The sequence below is a fragment of the Fibrobacter sp. UWB11 genome, from assembly GCF_900143015.1.
Taxonomy (GTDB): Bacteria; Fibrobacterota; Fibrobacteria; order Fibrobacterales; family Fibrobacteraceae; genus Fibrobacter.
Map to the genome: position 1 here is coordinate 154,828 of NZ_FSRT01000002.1, position 18,135 is coordinate 172,962.

Below are 18,135 nucleotides of genomic sequence, written 5' to 3' on the forward strand. Positions count from 1 at the left end.
GTTAATTCTATATTTACCCGCATGGCTAAAGTAGTTCAAATTACAGCAGAAAATTTTGAAGAAGAGGTCATCAAGGCCTCCGAAACCCGCGCAGTCGCGATACTTTTCTCTTCCGCAGAATACCCAGATTGCGCCCCCTATTCCCAATTGCTCGGGCAACTCTCTACAAGCATGGACTTTACGCTCGGTGTCGTAAGCTGCGATGACCGCGAAAACATGCGCCTCATCCAGATGTTCCGCGTGCAGTCCGTCCCCGAAATTCACGTCGTCGAAAAAGGACAAATCGCAGACGTCATCCAAGGCGTTCTACCCGAAGCCGACATCAAGAAGCGTCTTGAAAAGTTCTATGTCTCCGAAGAAGCCCGTTTCCAAACCGCTCTCGAAGACGCCATCGCACAAAAGAACTTCGATCAGGCACTCCCGATGCTCGACGAAGCACTTTCCAAGAACCCAAACGACAAGAAGCTCCAGCTTCTGTGGGCCAAAGCAAGTCTAGGCATTGGCGATACTGCAAAGGCTAAAGAAATTCTCTCCAAGTTTGTCGAAAGTGACGACCAGTACCGTGAAGCAAAATCGCTCCTGGAACTTCTTGATTTCCATGCCGAAATTGCAAAAAAGGACGTTCAAGGCAAAGAAGCCATCGTCTATCACGAAGCTTGCAAGCTCGCCTGCGATGAAGATTTCGAAAGCGCACTCCAGGCATTCCTGAACCTCTACGTCGAAGCACCCGAATGGAACGATGGAGCTGCCAAGAAGGCAATGCTCACGCTCTTTGGCGTCCTAGGTCCCAAGCACGAACTCACTTGGAAATACCGCGCAAAGCTCAACACGATGATGTTCATCTAAGGAAAGACTGGGCTTTCAGCCCTCTTAGAACTTCGTTGGTAGAACTTAGACAAAAAGCGCAGCTCAATGAGCTGCGCTTTTTTTTGCATTAAGCAAAAATCTACTTTATTTGCACTTCGTATTTGCAAGGTTCAGCAAGTTCTTGTATGCAGCCATGCAACGTCTGTGGTCCTTAGTACCATCCGTGTAGGAATAGCATTCGCCAAGCTTTGCGTTAGCCATGTCACGTTCCTTGCACTTCTTCGGAGCCGGTTCAGATTTCTGCACGTTGTTCTGATTCTGCTTCGGAGCAGCAGATGCAGCCTTACCCGGCTGATCATAAGAATACACGAACACTTCAATACGGTTATTCTTCATGCGGTTATCCGGAGTCGTATTCGGGACGAGAGGTTCGTCACCGCCCTTGCCCGTTGCAATAACGTCTTTAGCTTGAAGGCCTGCATTCACCAAGTAGCTCTTCACTTCTTCAGCGCGCTTCAAGGCAAGTACACGGCTTCTTTCCGGACGATCAAGGTTATCCGTATGAGAGACGATTTCAATCGTCTTTCCCTGATAGTTTCTCAAATGGTCAGCAAGTCTTCTCAAGCCTTCCGAAGATTCCTTCGTAAAGCGAGACTGTCCCACACCGAACGTCACACCCTGCAAAATGAACTTTTCCAAGACAGTCTTGTTTGCATAATTTGCGGGAGCAGAAGAAGCCGGAGCAGCCTGCGTATTGGTAACAGTCGGCTTCGGAGCTGCATAAGAAGGAGCGTTTTTCACACAGCGAAGCTTATTCGTATAAGCGTCACCATGTTTAAAGTACGGGCTACCCTTTTCGCGGATTGCATTGTACTTCCAATCGACATAAGTCATTTCGTTACCATTCTTCGAAGCAGTCCAATAGCCACGCTTGAAATCAAAATTCAAGCTGCACGGATTTTCCTTCGTATCACGGTTGCTTCTCATGCGCTTGTCATTTGCACGAATTTCAAATTCAGAAGCCTTCGAGAAAAGCTGTTCATACTCGTATTGTTCCGGAACATGCCAACCACGCGGGCAAGCGCGATTAAGATTGCGGGCTTCCATTTCATCCAAACGGTCGAGAATCACATCTTCGGCCATCCATGTCTGGTCACCAATCTTAAGTGTTCTATAGGTCTTTCCGGCATTGTCCATCACGCCACCGAGACGCTCCTTACAGGCGGCTTCCCAATTTTGGATGCAACGGACAGAGTAACCATTCGCCTTGCGTCCCTGGAATGCAAACGTTTCGAGATTCGTACCTCTAAAGCTCATCGCATCGGCACGATCACCGCCCTTGTCATCGCCAAGCCAGAAGAAAGCACGATTGCCCAAGTCAATGTAACGTTCGCCATCGACATAATAACCACCATCAAGCACTCTAAAGCTATTCAAGTTAAAGTCCTGATAGTTGAGATCGTCACCCATCGGCAAGCTCCATCCATCAGGGCAAGCCTGCTTTGCTGCATTCCACGTATAAAGTCTTCCGTACGTCTCGCAATTTTGGGTAACGCCATCATAGCAATAGCTTTCCGGCAAACGGAACTTCAAGTTTTCGGCCATCCAAACACGGCCACCAATCTTCACCGTCATATAGCGTTCGCCATCGCGGTTATCAATCAAGAGATTCTTCGATTCGTCATACGTCGAAGTATTCTGATACTTGTTCGCAGCATACGGATTTGCCGGAGGCGGCTGTGTCGGGCGCGAAGACATCGCAGCACGTTCTTCTTCAGAAATACTGCAGTCATATTCCTGCGGAAGCTTGCCAAAATAATAGTTGTATTTATCAGGAGTGATCCAGATTTCGCTGCTACCTACAGAAGAACGCATAAAAGAACGCGGATAATTGGCGCATCTGAAAAGCACATTGGCGCAACGATCGTCCTTCTTTTCCGTTCTAAACGTATCCTCCATATCCGGACAACGCCAATAGCACGAATTACCGAACATATCGTCAAAGCCACAAGCAACCACAGTTTTGTCGCCAGACGGATCGGCAAATACCGATTCAGCAGCCAAAAGTGAAGTAGCTATAGCAAGAGCATACTTTTTATTCATAGTGACTCCGTATTCCAACACAATAAACGTGTTTACATTATAATGATTAGACCAAAGATACAAATTTCAAACATCACCTCTTTAGATGAACTAGCCAATCAAAGCGTTTCTTATTCACCACATTTTTCTTTTGAAAACTTCCATTTACAAAAGTGTCTTTTTTTAGCATTAACTTACCGCAATTCATACGGCTAGCCATGACAATTGCGGTCTACAGCTCCACAGCCAGCATTCAACAAACCTCCGAGTTCTAAATTATCCCGCATTTCTAAGTTCTAAGTTCTTAGTTCCAAGTTCTAATTGCTATCTTTGACCCCGTATTTTATTGTACAGTAAAACACAGGGATTCTATCCCACAGGAAAACATTATGAAAAAGATTCTGTTCCAAGACACCTCGTTCCGTGATGGCTTCCAGTCCATCTTCGGCGCACGCGTGTTCATGAAAGACTTCATGCCTGCAGTTGAAGCAGCCGTCAAGGCTGGCATCACCCACTTCGAAGCAGGTGGCGGCGCCCGTTTCCAGGCTCTCTATCAGAACTGCGGTGAAGACGCATTCGACATGATGGATGAATTCCGTCGCGTTGTTGGTCCGAAGATCCGCCTCCAGACTCTCGCTCGTGGTATCAACGTGGTGGCTCTCGCTCCGCAGCCGCGCGATATGATCAAGCTCCATGCCGACATGTTCAAGAAGCACGGCATGACCCGCATCCGTAACTTCGATGCTTTGAACGACGTCAACAACCTCATCTACTCCGGTAAGTGCATCACTGAAGCCGGTCTCGAACACGAAGTCGTCGTTACCATGATGGAACTTCCTCCGGGATGCGACCTCAACGCCGCTCACAATCCGGAATTCTACGAACGCATCCTCCGCAACATCTTGGACGCAGGTGTTCCGTTCGCTTCCGTCTGCTTCAAGGACGCTTCCGGTACGACGAACCCGACCAAGGTCTACGAAACGTTCAAGCGCGCTCGTAAGCTCCTCGGTGACAAGGTCGAACTCCGCATCCACAGCCATGACACCTGCGGTACCGGTGTGGCCCAGTACAAGGCTGCTATCGAAGGTGGCGCAGATGGCGTCGACCTCGGCCGCAAGCCGCTTTCTGGCGGTACGGCTCAGCCGGACCTCTTCTCCATGTTCCACGCCCTCAAGGGCACGGAATACAAGCTCGCCCTCGGTGAAGACAGCATCGTCGACGATCACATTCCGGAACTCATGGAAGCTAACAACGTCGCTGTTGAATGCCTCAAGGACTACAACTTCCCGCCTGAAGCACGTCAGATTACGACCGACGTTATCTTCAGCCCGATGCCGGGTGGCGCTCTCACTGCAAACACCCTCATGATGCGCGAAACCAAGACCTTCCACCTCTTCCCGAAGGTTATCGAAAACATGAGTGAATGCGTACGCCGCGGTGGCTTCGCTTCCTCTGTGACGCCGGTTTCTCAGTTCTACTTCCAGCAGGCTTACATGAACACCTTGAACCAGGCTGCCGGTCGCGGTACGTGGTTCAAGATGACCGAAGGCTACGGCAAGATGCTCCTCGGCTACCAGGGTAAGACTCCGTGCGAACCGGATCCGGAACTCGTGAAGATCGCAGCCGACCAGTTCAACATGAAGCCGTTCAAGGAAGCCTATCCGGGCGTCCAGTGCGCAGAAGAAATTCTTCCGCCGGGCATTCCTGCTGCTAAGAAGCTCCTCGAAGAAAATGGTCTCCCGGTCAACGACGAAACCATCTTCATCACGGGCTGCCTCCAGACGAAGGCTGGCAACAAGGGTATCGAATTCCTCAAGGGCAACCGCCACATTGGCGTGCCGAAGAAGGACCCGAACGCCGCTCCGGCTGTCGACACCAAGAACATGAAGGCTGGCGCTGCAAGCACCTACCGCATCGCTCTTGGCAACCAGAGCTGGGACGTCCAAGTTCAGACCCTCAGCAAGTAAGCTTCCGCGAAAGTCTAAAGACTTCGCCCAAGCCCAAGGCTTTAAAAAGGACTTCGAGCTTTGCTCGAAGCCCTTTTTACATTCAAACACAAATATTAAACGCAGAAAGGGCTCCAAGAATAAACTTGAAGCCCTTATTTAATAAGGATTTATATGAACAAAAATCAATCTAAAACAAACTAAACGCAATAACGGTCGGCAAACGAATCGCTAAAAGCTGAACGTTTTACCCAAATTCACACCATAGCCAACTTTTTCCGCAGCAAAAACGCCACCATGGAAACCCGACGGGTGGAAATAATTCAGCATAAGACCGACATTCATCGTTTTTAACCACATGAAGTCCGCATCCACAGCTACAACGCCATATCGCCCAAGCCTAGCACCAACGCGAGCCGTAGAATAAAACTTTACGCCATACCCTTCGTCATCGTTTTCTGCAAGACTCTTCCCGAGATAGTCGCGAATATCATCAAAATCGCCACCACCTTCGAAAAGTTGAACGCCAGCACCAAGGCCTAAAATCATGGGACCAACGTCGAAATCAGCACCGACAGCCATACGTTCCTGTAAATTCCAGAACGAATATTTTTTCCGTCCTTTCGAAGTTTCAAGCCACGCATTATAACCATCATTGCACTTTCCACTTTCCGAACATTCAAGTGAAGCATTTCCGCCTTTGCCGCCAAAAGCAGCCTGCACATACAAAGGTGAGGAGATTCCAAAAGGTCTGTAATTCAAAGCAGCCGATGCGCCCGCAGAAAAACCATCTTTGATATTCCGGCCGGTCATTTTCGTACCGCCAAAAACATCAGCAGATACCGTTATTGCAGACGAATCCCCGTTAACAGCTAAACGCGGCTGATGAGCGACAACCATTGTAGATGCTCCCATCGAGCTCAAATGCGGATTGAGGCAACCGCACAAAGAAAACGCTGCAACTAATAAAAGGCCCCAAAGAATCGACTTTTTCATAGAAAACTCCTACTTATTTGTAATGTACAACCAATATATTTTAATTCTAGAAACACAACAAGAGGTCGTTATTCCAGCATGATGGACTTTATGATGCAACGATCCGAAGAACCGACAGACTGCAGATTCAGACGATGAGCGGATTTAGATCCTTGCGGAGTCGTGTTCAAATCAATTACTTCATGCAAAGGTAAAACTTTTCGAATGAAGCCATTTTGAGACAAGCCATTTGCAAGATTTGCGTTTGTCAGCTTTTTTGAATCAAAATAAACAAGCGTATTTTGGCAAGTTCCCGGCCAATGTTCCACAATCAAATTACTGTAACCTTCCATAGAAACCATTTGCCCCATTTCGATATGCATACCACGCTGAGCCCTATCGAACTTGAGTTCAAGTCCTACGCCAAGTCCATCCGTATACGTTTTAACTTGAGTTCCATTGTCCCACGGGAAATACTCATAACGGCTCGGATAAATACTTGCAGAACTTATCTTGGGCGGAACAACAGCATCACCGCGCGTATTCAAAACGAGTTGAACATTCGACACAGTCACGTCCCCGCCATCCGAATTAAGCACCAAGCGGAACCAACGCATTCCATTAAGTGCACCTCCGTTCGCAGGCATCTGCCAACGCAATGTATGCGAACTTCCATCTACCGGAACCGACATTTCATTCAATTGCAGGCTACCCGAACAGAACTTTGTACGGCAAACGAGAAGTTCCGCCTTCATCCAATTTCCCTTCGGATTTTCGACTTTGATATTCACCTCGAAAGTGGTATTTGCCTGGACATCGCTACCATAGTTCCACGCGGCAACCTTTTTCCAGCCCGCAGGCACCTTAAATTTTACATCTGAATTTTTTTCCGTTGCATTTGCATTATAATCATAGCGCGCATAAGCAAACGGAATTGTTTGAACAACACCTGCATTGCGAATGATATCAGGCATTTTCTCTAAATCCATGCACTTCGTATTGGGAGAAAAATAACCAATCAACTTCGGATTTCTGAATTGCCCCACACTATAGTCATAATCGTACTTCGCGACTTCGCACAAAATTCGCCAAAAATCTACCTGCATGCCATTCAAGACAACAGCATTCAAAGTATCATTATCGAAAGGCATTTCGATATGGCGACCGCTAATCGCTTCAGCATAACGCGGATGTGTCGGATCCACAGCAAACGCAGCTGTTGCCGTACTCCTAGCCCCAGGATTTTCAAACGGGAAACCATTATAAGACTGAGTAAAGCCACAATTCGAACGAATCGCCAATTCGCCATTGCATTTCATGTCCATTGCGCTCGCCGTCGGAATGAATGTACTGCGATCCTGCACCAATTCATCCCTACCCCACGATGTATAGACATCAACATCCCAAAATAGAATTCCTTTTTTCATATCATCAGGCATTGCATCTAAAAAGCCCTGACGCAAAGAGTTATAAATCGTAGCCGCAAAAGGATACGTCGATCCCTGAATAAAATCATAGCGAGATGTTCCCTTGAAATCGTCCAAAACCGCATCATCCGTCGTTTCTTTTATACGGTTGCGAGCAACAGTTCCATTATTGTCCGAATAATGCATATGGCTTACGGCAGAGCCAAGCGTAGCAGGGCCTTTCTCCGCATGACGTTCCAAAAGGTAATAATCATTGCTATGAACAGGATCACGGCCCTTCAACTGTCCCTGCGCCACAAGCACTGTCGGAAACTTTTTGTATTCAGCCGCATAACGATAATCTTCATAGAGGAACCTTCCCTTTGTTTTCGCTGTAGACTTACAGGAACCTTCGCATGAGTTTTCATAGACTAAAAGATCTGCGGCACCTTTTGCAAGCAACATATCCTTAAACATTTCCGCAGCCGAGGAACCGCCCTTTTCACTCCAGAATGCAACCGTGTTAAAAAGACCCATCGGCATAACAGCCCCCTGATGAGGAGAATCAAGCGAAGCAAAAAGCCGGATCGGAGCATCGGATTCGCTACGGTGCGTGTCATAAAGGTACGCGCCATAACGCCCAATAACGCCACCTTGACTTATCCCCATAACGACAAAGCCGTCTTGCACAGCTCCTGGAAACGGGATATGCTCATTATCACTCAAAAAAGAAAACAGTTTGCTTAGCGTTTTAGAGTTTTCTTGAAGAGATGTGCGCACAGTCTCCGTAAACTGGACAAGAACAGGCGTATATCCAAGACTTTTCAGAGTCAGCGGCAAGCCAACCTGCTGCACATCCCCTTCCAAGTCCGTCAGAGTTTTCTTTTCATCAGGATTCAAGTCAATCCCGTCAACAATCATGAATGGGCGTTCCAAATAAATTCCAGTCGAGGAATTTTCATCTGCAGGAGCATCCATAATGCGAATACGCACAGACGGGGCCGTACCTACACACATATTTCCTGTTCGATCAAGACCTTTTAGATTAAAAAGAGCCTTGCCCTTTTCTACGCAAAGATTGCCTTTACGATCCAGAAAGAATGTATAGTCCATATTTTTCGCCATAACACTTGTAGCGAAAATCGTTACAAAAGCAAGCCATAAACAACGCTTCATCATTTTACCTCCACAAAGAGTTTCTGTTCAACATTTCGGTCTCCGCTTTTCATTTTTACGACAATCGTCTGCAATCCTGTTGACGGGAACTCCAGTTCCAATCGCGCCCCAGGTAGAATTATCTTACACGAGCCGGAAACACAAACTGAAATAGACGGCAGTTCCCTTTGTTTTGTCACAACAAAATACGAATCTAGTATCAGGCTTACTTTTGACCCCCGCACAAACGAAGTCGGAAGTCCAGCCGTCAGCAGATGCGCTTTAATAACGTTATTCGTGTTGCATGCCGAATCCGCACACGCATTGTACGCATAATCCAAATCAGCAACAAGCAGAGGTATCACCGTATAATCAGAATTTGCAGCAACCGCTTCCGCTTCAAAGTAAAGCTGTTTGGGGTTAGCAACAACATTTTCTCGAAGACGGTTTCGGACAATCGTGTACATGTTATCGTACCACGTCAATCGCGATTTTTTAGCGGTCATTTCGGGAGCACGAATACTATTCACAATTTTCAAGTGTTCTAGTTCGCTCACAAGAAAATCCGCATCAGTCTTTGACATAAGCAAATTTTTCTTTTGCAGAGAATACGCAGCACTAAACTCCGATTCTAATGCAGGCAATAGCCGTTCTTCACGTGACGAAGACCATGCTTCAGCATTGGAGAATTCATATTCCCACGGAACATCATTTGCATTTCCAAGCGACACAGATGACGATGGTTCAACGCTGTTTTTCACACAGCTAAACCCAACATCGTCAATAAAGAGAGTCGTATATTGATATTGCGGAACTTGGAAAAGCCCCACACCCACATTCGCGACATCAAACGCACCCGTCACACCAAGATTTGCAAGAGGGATTTCAAGTGAATGAGTTTTATCCGCAGTCAATTCTGCGTAATAAATTCCACTCTCCGATGTTGCGCTCTTTAGCCAAACACCAAACCTTACGTTTTGTGTAGACCGAACTTTTAAGCGGAGCACTCCCCCATCAACGTGTAACGGAAGCGATGGAAACGAAAGCAATCCCTTCCAATCGCCTTGCACATTCTTGATGCCAGACAAGCGAATATACGGAGAAACCATGTTACCAAAGTCTCCCCAATTCGCCTTCCATTCAGGCTGTTCCGGGAAAGTTCTCCCCGTTTCAATCATTTGACCATTGTCGTTACCGTCAGAATACAGTACGACGCCCTTACATTCCTCGGCAAAGCCATTGAGTGCCCACAAGGCACCACACAAGGCAACGCCCTTAAACATCCTATTAATAACCATAGGATTTCCTTTATATTGATTTTAAGATAAATAGGCTTATTCAGCCATAACCATAAAAGGAACGATGTAGGAAAGAATGTAAGTAAAGATAAAAGAAACCGCCACGACTAACATCGAGGCGGTTATTAAACTACAATAATTTTTTGAATGTGTAAAGGGGTTAATTAAATTTTTATGAATTTTCTTTTTTCAAGTGAATTGTCAAATCACTGATATACGCACCATCGACAATATTCACAGAATACTCATAAGAATCCAGATATATCAAGTCCAATCGCTTTTCAAAAGTAGAAAGTCCTAGCCCACTTCCCTTGCGGCTCGACTTTCTCGGGAAATTGGAATTTTCAGAATGGAAATGAAGTTCATCGCTCTTCTGCGTAATGGTGATATGCGCAAAGCTCTTGCCATTTGGATTCACGCAATGTTTCATCGCATTTTCCATCAAAGGCATCATCAGCAAAGGTTCTATCATCAATTTCGGATTTTCAAGTTCTACTTTAAAGACAAAGTCAAAACCTTCATCAAGACGGAGTTTTTCCAAGTCCGCATACTTTTGCAAAATATCCACATCTTCTTGTAACGTGATATACTTGTCCTTGACTTGGTACAGCATCATTCTCAAAAGTTGCGAAAGTTTATTCATGGAACTTTCAGCACGTTTCGGATCAATCTGGATTAAAGCAGAAATGTTATTCAACGTATTAAAGAGAAAATGCGGACTCAACTGGTTCTTCAAAAAATCCAGTTCATACTGCAACTCCGAGCGTTTCTGTTCGCGCAAAATAAACGCACGCACAATCTGGCGGAACATCACATGATATAACACGCAAAGAACGCAAACAAACACAACTAGGATAGTAAACGATATAACGGGCCAAACGCCAAAATGTCCTTTAACAAACGAGAAACAATAGGAACTAAAGAAGTCTCCAACGCCTTCGTTGGGAGAACGTTCCATCACAAAGAACGCCACTTCTCTAAAGAACAGTGTCGCCACCACCAATATCGAGTTACACACGAAGTAAAGTGCATAACGTTTTTTAAATACAAGTTGCGGCACCAAAAACCTTTGGTTCAAAATAAAAATGAAAACCGTACTGAGCATGGGCAAATAAAAGCCCACAAGCCCTTTAATGTCCACACTCATTTTCAATGCATTTGTCGGGTCCAGAATAAGCACCAACGGAAACAAAAGCATGAACAGCCAAACTAAAAACGCCGGCAAGAATAGCGGAATCGGGAACTGCACTAGGTCTCGTTCGTCTTTCAGCAGCTCCCGTAGTTTGTTTTCATTGCGTTCAAAACCAATTTCTTGCAAAACGGCAAATTTGTTACGAGTTCTTTGGAAAAATCCCAAGCGGTTGTCTGTACGATTTGTAGAAGAATTGTCATTCATACTAAAAAATTTAGTCAAAAACCACTATTTTGGCTCATCATGACAATTCTGTGACAAAAATCACGAACTTTTTTAACAAAAACTCAATTTAACTTTTGCACGCAGCATTCTAAGTAATGACACAAGGAATTCAAACTGGAGGTAAATTTGATGATGTAAAAATGAGGAGGTCACCATGAAAACCCTTAACAATCGAGATCAAAAAGACATTTACATGCAATATCTGAACGACATTTCCCGTTACCCGTTACTGACAAGAGAACAGGAAACGATATTGCTCCAGAAGTCTGCACAAGGCAACAAAGCGGCCTTGGATATGTTAGTCAACTCCAATCTCCGTTTCGTCGTGAATATCGCAAATCTTTACAAAGGCCGCGGTCTCGACATCATGGAACTGATCAATGAAGGGAACATGGGTCTCATTGAAGCCGCACGCCGCTTTGACCGCTCCCAGAATATTAAGTTTATCAGCTACGCTGTATGGTGGATTCGTCAGAACATCACCCGCGCACTCGCTGAAAAGGGTCGCATGATCCGCATCAGCGCCGAAAAGGAATTGATGTTGCGCCGTTTTGCCCGCCACGCAAAGGATATGCACCAGGTGATTGGCGGAACATTCACCATCAACACTCAGAATCTCGAAGGCCTTTCCAAGTACAAGGCAAACGAAATTGAAAAGATTTTGATGATGGGTTCTACCGCTTCTTCCCTCGATGCCCCGGTCAACGAAGATGGCGACGCAACGCTCGGCGATACCATTTCTGATTCTCAGAGCCGCACCGACGAACTTGCCAATGAAAACAACCGCGCAGAAGTGTTTAACAAGGTAATGGACAAGAACCTCTCCAGCCAAGAAAAGGAAATCATCAAGCTCTATTACGGTTTCAAGATGGATTCCGACTTGAACTTGAAGGAAATTGCTCCGATGGTGGGTCTCTCCAAGGAACGCGTCCGCCAGCTCAAGGAAAACGCTCTGAACAAGCTCCGCGATGCCGAAGTCGAACGCCTCCTCTGCGAAGCTGCCTAATATCAAGATTTATTGCTCCTAACAACTTCATACTCTCTCCTTTCGTAAAAAAACCGGCTATTTATGGCCGGTTTTTTCCGTTAAGGTGGTGATTTTTTATAGGAAATTGTATTTTTATCGCATGATGTTCAAATTTTTTAGTTTCCGCACTGTATGTATGGCTACGCTGTCCGCGCTTTGCATCGCGAACGCAGCTACCGACAAGAAAACTCCTCCTGGAGATTTTTACGACGAAGTTTCACGATTGAACAAGGTTCTTTCCGAAGTCAACCGCAAGTACGTTGAAAACGTAAATCCGACTGAACTTACGGATGCTGCCATCAATGGCATCAGAAACATTCTGGACCCGCACACGACAGTTTTCGCCCCCAAGGACTACGAAAGCCTCCGCGTTTCGATGGAAGGCAAGTTCGGTGGCGTCGGCATTACCATCAGCCTGCGAGACAACATCCTTACGGTTATTTCACCGCTTTCCGGCACGCCGGCATTCAAGCTCGGCATCCGCGCTGGTGACCGTATCCGCAAAATCGACGGTAAAGAAACAAAAGGCATGTCACTTGACGACGCCGTCAACAAGCTCCGTGGTAAAATCGGTACGGACGTAACCGTCGCCATTGAACGCGAAGGCGTTCCCGACCTCATGGACTTTACCATCACCAGAGCAGAAATTATCGTGCACGCCGTTCCGTACTACGGCATGGTAACTCCGGATATCGGCTATATCAAGCTTGCCACCTTTAGCGACAAGACCACAAGCGATGTCGAAAACGCTATCCGTGGCCTCCAGAAGCAAGGCATGAAAAAGCTCATCCTCGATATGCGCTACAATCCGGGTGGACTTTTGAACCAAGCTATCGAAATCAGTGAACTTTTCTTGAAGCCGGGTAATGTCATTGTAAGCACTCGCGGACGCACCCAAAAAACAGAAAGCGCCTCCCGCAGAAATCCGATGCTCAAGTCGGACGTGCCGATGGTCGTTCTCGTGAACCAGGGTTCTGCTAGTGCCGCAGAAATTGTCTCCGGTGCACTTCAGGATTGGGACCGAGCCCTCATCGTCGGTAAGACTTCTTTCGGTAAGGGTTCCGTGCAGACAATCTTCCCGCTCGACAATCAGGGCAACGCGCTCAAGCTTACCACCGCATTCTATTACCTCCCCTTCGGCCGTTGCATCAACAAGCCTGAAAACGGCATCAAGGGACTCAAGCTCCAGGAAGAAGAAGACATTGATGAAGAATCAGAAACTGCAAAGACTGATTCTGTAAAGACCGACACCGCAAAGCGTGACACATTCTACACGAACAATGGCCGTATGATGTTTGGCGGCGGCGGCATTACGCCGGACGTTGACGTGGAACTCGATCCGATGCCTTGGGTTGTCCAGGTGCAGGAACGTATGGCCATGTACTTCAAGTTTGCAGTCAAGATTCGTCCGAGCCTCGAAAAAGCAGGCGTCAAGATGAACTCCGAATGGGTTGTGCCGGATTCGCTCTTCACACAGTTCAAGGCTTTCTGCAAGAAAGACACGAACTTCATGAAGGTCAAGAGCAACGCTCTCGTTGGCGTGGATCAACTTGAAAAGAGCATCATCCGCGAACAGAACTACATGGGCGACAGCGCAAAGACCATTTCTGATTCTACGCTCGTGAAGCGTATCAGCGAAATGCGCAAGGCTCTTGAAGATAACCGCGATGCCCAGTTCGAAGCCAACAAGGACTACATCAAGGACGGCATCAAGCGAGAACTTCTCACCGCTTTTGTGAACGACTCCGTCAGCACAGCATTCTCGCTCAAGCGCGACAAGCAGTTGAACGAAGCCATCAAGTACTTAAGCGACATGCAGCTCTTCAAGAAGTCTATCAGCGCACCGCCAAAGGCTAAGAAGAACACCGCAAAAGCAAAGAAGTAACGGTCCAACTTGATTTCGTTATTGAACAAAATGGCCGAAGGCCTTGGACGTGCGGTCCGACGCTTCCTGAACAAGGTTGTGGGTTACCTCGTGTTCATCTGGGAATTGTTCAAGAACATTCCCGGAGCCTTTACCAATTTTCACACGACTGTTGAACAAATGCACCACGTCGGGATTACAAGTATTCCCGTGGTGTTTGCAGCGTCGCTTGCAACAGGCGCCATCATGTCATGGCAACTCGCATACCAGTTTGGCGACATGATTCCCATGATGTTCGTGGGAATGGCAGTCGGTAAATCCGTGATGGTAGAACTCTGCCCGATTCTTACGGCAATGGTTCTTGCAGGCCGTATCGGCGCTTCGATGTGTTCGGAACTAGGCACCATGGCTGTTACAGAGCAGCTTGATGCGTACAAAGTATTGGGCCTAAACCCTTACAAATACTTACTTGCACCAAGACTTATCGCAACGGTCATCATGCTTCCGGTCCTTACCATTTTGAGCATTTTCATCGGTATTGTCGGCGGTTACGAAGTGGCCCACCTTTACAAAGAAGTATCGTTCTCTGTGTTCTTCTACGGTGTGCGCATGTTCTACCAGAACTGGGATTTGGTCGTTGGCTTAATCAAAGCGACACTTTACGGATTTTTCATTTCGAGTTACGCTTGCTTCTTCGGTTTCTTTACCCACAGCGGTGCAGAAGGCGTAGGCAAGAGCACCAAGGCAACCGTTGTTGCCGGCATGACAAGCATCTTGATTGGCGGGTTCACTCTTTCCAAACTACTGCTTGTTTAACACGATAAAACTTGCAAATGTCTTTAACAAAACGCACAAGCAAAGAAGGATATACGGGGAACAAACTTCAGGACATCAGTGTCCTTTTGGAGCGCGTACTTACAAAGAACCATATCTCCGAAGATATCCATTTCAAAACGATATCCGAGCGGTTCTCAGAAGTGGTCGGGCCCCTACTTGTAAGCCACGTCAAACCCACAGAAATCGACAAAAACACATTGGTGCTAGATGTCCCTAATTCGGCGCTCAAATTCGAATTGAACATCCAAAAAAAAGCTATTATTGACAAGTGTAATTCCCTTTTGGGAAAGCCGTTTATTCAAGGAATACGATTCGCCAAATAAGGGATCTAATAGAGGAATTATGGCAGAAGAAACAGAAGAAGTTAAGAAGGCGGAAGCAGATTATAGCGGTTCGAGTATTACCGTTCTTGAAGGTCTAGAAGCAGTTCGTGTCCGCCCTGCAATGTACATTGGTTCCACCGATATCCGCGGTTTGCACCACCTCGTTTGGGAAGTGGTCGATAACTCCGTAGACGAAGCTTTAGCTGGCTTCTGCAACCATATCGAAATTTCCATTTTGCCGGGTAACGGCATCCGCGTGACCGACAACGGTCGTGGCATTCCGACGGATATCCACCCGAAGGAAAAGGTGGGCACCATCCAGGTCGTGATGACAAAGCTCCACGCCGGTGGTAAGTTCAACAACAGTTCATACAAGGTTTCCGCCGGTCTCCACGGCGTGGGCGTGAGCTGCGTGAACGCACTTTCTAACAAGCTTATCGTTACTGTTCGCCGCAACGGCAGAGTTGTTCGTCAGGAATTTGCTCGTGGCATTCCGACCGGCCCGCAAGTCGATATCGGAGAATCTGACGGAACGACAGGTACATCCGTTGAGTTCTATCCAGACGATACAATTTTCTCGGAAACGGTTTACGTGTACGACACGCTCGCCACGCGTTTCCGCGAACTCGCATTCCTCATGAGCGGTCTTCGCTTGACGCTTACGGACGAACGCGATCCGGAACACAAGCAGACCGACACGTTCTGCTTCCCCGGTGGTGTTTCTGAATTTGTCCGCTACGTTGACGAACACCGCACACCGCTTTTTGCAGAACCTATCCACTTGGTTCTCCCCGACGGCCAGTACCCCTTGGAAGTTGCCATGTGGTACAACGACGGATATCAGGAAAACTTCTTCAGCTTCGTCAACAACGTAAATACTTACGATGGCGGTACGCACGTGACGGGTTTCAAGACAGCCCTCACCCGCGTTATCAGCAAGTTTGCTCAAGACATGCCGAAGGGCAAGAAAGAAGCGCAGATTACCTCGGACGATATTCGCGAAGGCCTTACCGCCGTTATCGCCATCAAGGTTTCGCAACCGCAGTTCGAAGGCCAGACAAAGCGTAAGCTCGGCAACTCCGAAATTGCAGGCTATGTCGCTTCTGCATTCGGCGCTAAGCTCGAAGAATACTTCCAGGAAAATCCGGCAGCCGTCAAGATTATCTTGGACAAAGTTTACAACGCCGCCGTGGCTCGTGAAGCAGCCCACCGCGCACGTACACTCGCCCGCCGCAAGAACGTTCTCGAAAGCGGCGGCCTTCCGGGCAAGCTCGCCGACTGCTCCAGCCGCGACCCGAAGGAATGCGAAATGTTCATCGTGGAAGGGGACTCTGCAGGTGGTTCCGCAAAGATGGGCCGTAGCCGTGAATTCCAGGCAATCCTCCCGATCCGCGGTAAGATTTTGAACGTCGAAAAGGCAAGCCTCCATCGCGTGCTCGACACCGAAGAAATCCAGAACCTGGTGAACGCTATCGGTACTGGCATCGGCACGGAATTCAAGATTGAAAAGCTCCGCTACGACAAAATCATCATCATGACCGATGCTGATGTGGACGGCTCTCACATCCAGACACTTCTCTTGACGTTCTTCTTCCGCTACATGCGTCCGTTGATTGATGCAGGACATATCTTCCTCGCCATGCCTCCTCTGTACAAACTCAAGATTGGGCAGAAGGAACGCTACTTGTTCGACGAAAACGAAAAGGACAAAGTCATGGCCGAAGTCGAAGACAAGAAGAATGTCACGATTACTCGATTCAAAGGTTTGGGCGAAATGTCGCCGGAACAGTTGAACGAAACGACCATGGATCCGAAAACACGTTTCCTCAAGCAGTGCCATGTGGAAGATAGCGTTCTTGCCGACCAGATATTCAGCATGCTCATGGGCGAAGACGTGGAACCGCGCCGCAAGTTCATCGAAACAAACGCATATAAAGTCTTGAACGATTTGGATATTTAAATGAGTCCGACGAAAGCCGACTTCAAAGCAGTCTTATCCCAAGCACGTGACTTGGTAAAAACGGAACTGAATCAGATGGAACAAGTCATTATGCAGGTGGCCAAGAACGCCCCCGCCGGGATTTCTGACCGCCTTATGACATTGTTTAGCCGCAAGGGTAAACGCATCCGTTCAACACTCCTTTGCCTGCTCGCCAACTGCGGATCACAAAAGCCAGACATTGACCGCGTCGCTCACGCCTGTGCAGCAGTAGAACTGCTGCACCTCGCAAGCCTCGTCCACGATGATATCATCGATGGTACAGACGTTCGCCGCGGACAAAAGACAGCCCACCGCGAATGGGGCACGCAAGTAGCCGTGCTCATTGGCGACTATGTGCTTTCGCAGTCCATGCGTTGTGTCATCAACGAAAAAGTTCGTAACGTACCGCTGATTATTTCGGATGCCGCCGACAAACTGATTATCGGTGAAATTCAGGAACTCGACCATTGCGGAGACATGAGCCTTTCGCGCAAAGCCTATAACGAAATCATCGACGGAAAAACAGCAGCCCTCATTGACGCAGCAGCCCGCATCGGAGGCATCATGGCAGGCTTTGACCAGCCTATGGTTGATGAATGTGCCAAGATGGGAACGCATTTTGGAATTGCATTCCAAATTATCGATGACCTGCTCGATTACGGCTATGGTTCCGTGAACATGGATAAAGCCAAGTTCACAGACCTTTCGAACGGGCTTATCACGCTCCCGTTGCTTTACTACTTCGAAGATTGCTCCGCTGAAGAACGCATCGAAATGGAAGGCTTCATCGCAAAAGCTTCTGAAGAAGGCATCCCGGAAAAAATCCAAGACCGTCTGATGGCCAAAAAGAGCTTTGCAAAGGCTAAAGCCGAAGCTCAGGAACACTTGGAACAAGCGCTCGCCATCGCTGACAAATTCCCCAAGAGCAATTTCACCGAAGAAATTTTCGCCATGTTCTCGAGCATGTCCGATAGAGGAAATTAGCTTTACAGCAGAAAGTATAATTAGTTAAGCCTG

Annotated in this window: 13 protein-coding genes; 8 read left to right on the top strand and 5 right to left on the bottom strand. The window is 47.4% G+C overall.

Translation table 11 applies throughout. The features are described from left to right. Positions 1–21 precede the first annotated feature (21 nt). Positions 22–846, top strand: a complete 825-nt coding sequence (locus BUQ91_RS09315; protein WP_074209052.1) for a tetratricopeptide repeat protein — start codon at positions 22–24, stop codon at positions 844–846. A 105-nt stretch (positions 847–951) separates the two neighbouring features. On the opposite strand, the gene BUQ91_RS09320 is transcribed toward BUQ91_RS09315, so the two are convergent. Beyond that, positions 952–2,910: an FISUMP domain-containing protein gene (locus BUQ91_RS09320; protein ID WP_074209053.1), complete on the bottom strand. Its 1,959-nt coding sequence runs from the start codon at positions 2,908–2,910 to the stop codon at positions 952–954. A 368-nt stretch (positions 2,911–3,278) separates the two neighbouring features. Here BUQ91_RS09320 and BUQ91_RS09325 point away from each other — a divergent pair, with 368 nt between their 5' ends. Further along, entirely contained in the window at positions 3,279–4,856 is a 1,578-nt protein-coding gene (locus tag BUQ91_RS09325; RefSeq protein ID WP_072827884.1) for a biotin attachment protein, read from the top strand. Between the two features lie 210 nt (positions 4,857–5,066). Here BUQ91_RS09325 and BUQ91_RS09330 read toward each other — a convergent pair whose 3' ends face one another. The 4 genes from BUQ91_RS09330 to BUQ91_RS09345 form a co-directional block, all read right to left on the bottom strand. Beyond that, positions 5,067–5,831 (bottom strand): hypothetical protein, encoded by a 765-nt coding sequence (locus BUQ91_RS09330; RefSeq protein WP_074209054.1) that lies wholly within the window; start codon positions 5,829–5,831, stop codon positions 5,067–5,069. A gap of 68 nt (positions 5,832–5,899) precedes the next feature. Next, complete coding sequence (locus BUQ91_RS09335) at positions 5,900–8,395, bottom strand: hypothetical protein (protein WP_254842308.1); 2,496 nt, start codon at positions 8,393–8,395, stop codon at positions 5,900–5,902. After that, positions 8,392–9,669 (bottom strand): hypothetical protein, encoded by a 1,278-nt coding sequence (locus BUQ91_RS09340; protein ID WP_074209055.1) that lies wholly within the window; start codon positions 9,667–9,669, stop codon positions 8,392–8,394. Before BUQ91_RS09340 ends, BUQ91_RS09335 begins: the two co-directional genes overlap by 4 nt. Before the next feature lie 172 nt (positions 9,670–9,841). Further along, positions 9,842–11,065 (bottom strand): sensor histidine kinase, encoded by a 1,224-nt coding sequence (locus BUQ91_RS09345; protein WP_074209056.1) that lies wholly within the window; start codon positions 11,063–11,065, stop codon positions 9,842–9,844. 175 nt (positions 11,066–11,240) lie between these two features. Between BUQ91_RS09345 and BUQ91_RS09350 the strand changes: the two genes are divergently transcribed. The 6 genes from BUQ91_RS09350 (at position 11,241) to BUQ91_RS09375 (ending at position 18,102) form a co-directional block, all read left to right on the top strand. Further along, positions 11,241–12,092: a sigma-70 family RNA polymerase sigma factor gene (locus tag BUQ91_RS09350; RefSeq protein ID WP_072827880.1), complete on the top strand. Its 852-nt coding sequence runs from the start codon at positions 11,241–11,243 to the stop codon at positions 12,090–12,092. 157 nt (positions 12,093–12,249) lie between these two features. Then, positions 12,250–13,998, top strand: a complete 1,749-nt coding sequence (locus BUQ91_RS09355) for a S41 family peptidase (protein WP_254842309.1) — start codon at positions 12,250–12,252, stop codon at positions 13,996–13,998. A gap of 9 nt (positions 13,999–14,007) precedes the next feature. Beyond that, positions 14,008–14,793 (top strand): MlaE family ABC transporter permease, encoded by a 786-nt coding sequence (locus BUQ91_RS09360; RefSeq protein ID WP_072827878.1) that lies wholly within the window; start codon positions 14,008–14,010, stop codon positions 14,791–14,793. Positions 14,794–14,810: 17 nt separating this feature from the next. After that, a complete protein-coding gene (locus BUQ91_RS09365) occupies positions 14,811–15,137 on the top strand; it encodes a DciA family protein (RefSeq protein ID WP_072827877.1) in 327 nt (108 codons plus the stop codon). A gap of 19 nt (positions 15,138–15,156) precedes the next feature. Next, entirely contained in the window at positions 15,157–17,097 is a 1,941-nt protein-coding gene (gene gyrB / locus BUQ91_RS09370; protein WP_072827876.1) for a DNA topoisomerase (ATP-hydrolyzing) subunit B, read from the top strand. Beyond that, positions 17,098–18,102 carry a polyprenyl synthetase family protein gene (locus BUQ91_RS09375; RefSeq protein ID WP_074209058.1) on the top strand — a complete coding sequence of 335 codons (1,005 nt, stop codon included), beginning with the start codon at positions 17,098–17,100 and terminating at the stop codon, positions 18,100–18,102. Positions 18,103–18,135: the final 33 nt, after the last annotated feature.

What these genes read in the sequence shown, in the direction of transcription:
- BUQ91_RS09315 (WP_074209052.1), top strand. Translation starts at nt 22, where the DNA reads ATGGCTAAAGTAGTTCAAATTACAGCAGAAAATTTTGAAGAAGAGGTC.
- BUQ91_RS09320 (WP_074209053.1), bottom strand. Translation starts at nt 2,910, where the DNA reads ATGAATAAAAAGTATGCTCTTGCTATAGCTACTTCACTTTTGGCTGCT.
- BUQ91_RS09325 (WP_072827884.1), top strand. Translation starts at nt 3,279, where the DNA reads ATGAAAAAGATTCTGTTCCAAGACACCTCGTTCCGTGATGGCTTCCAG.
- BUQ91_RS09330 (WP_074209054.1), bottom strand. Translation starts at nt 5,831, where the DNA reads ATGAAAAAGTCGATTCTTTGGGGCCTTTTATTAGTTGCAGCGTTTTCT.
- BUQ91_RS09335 (WP_254842308.1), bottom strand. Translation starts at nt 8,395, where the DNA reads ATGATGAAGCGTTGTTTATGGCTTGCTTTTGTAACGATTTTCGCTACA.
- BUQ91_RS09340 (WP_074209055.1), bottom strand. Translation starts at nt 9,669, where the DNA reads ATGGTTATTAATAGGATGTTTAAGGGCGTTGCCTTGTGTGGTGCCTTG.
- BUQ91_RS09345 (WP_074209056.1), bottom strand. Translation starts at nt 11,065, where the DNA reads ATGAATGACAATTCTTCTACAAATCGTACAGACAACCGCTTGGGATTT.
- BUQ91_RS09350 (WP_072827880.1), top strand. Translation starts at nt 11,241, where the DNA reads ATGAAAACCCTTAACAATCGAGATCAAAAAGACATTTACATGCAATAT.
- BUQ91_RS09355 (WP_254842309.1), top strand. Translation starts at nt 12,250, where the DNA reads ATGGCTACGCTGTCCGCGCTTTGCATCGCGAACGCAGCTACCGACAAG.
- BUQ91_RS09365 (WP_072827877.1), top strand. Translation starts at nt 14,811, where the DNA reads ATGTCTTTAACAAAACGCACAAGCAAAGAAGGATATACGGGGAACAAA.
- gyrB (WP_072827876.1), top strand. Translation starts at nt 15,157, where the DNA reads ATGGCAGAAGAAACAGAAGAAGTTAAGAAGGCGGAAGCAGATTATAGC.
- BUQ91_RS09375 (WP_074209058.1), top strand. Translation starts at nt 17,098, where the DNA reads ATGAGTCCGACGAAAGCCGACTTCAAAGCAGTCTTATCCCAAGCACGT.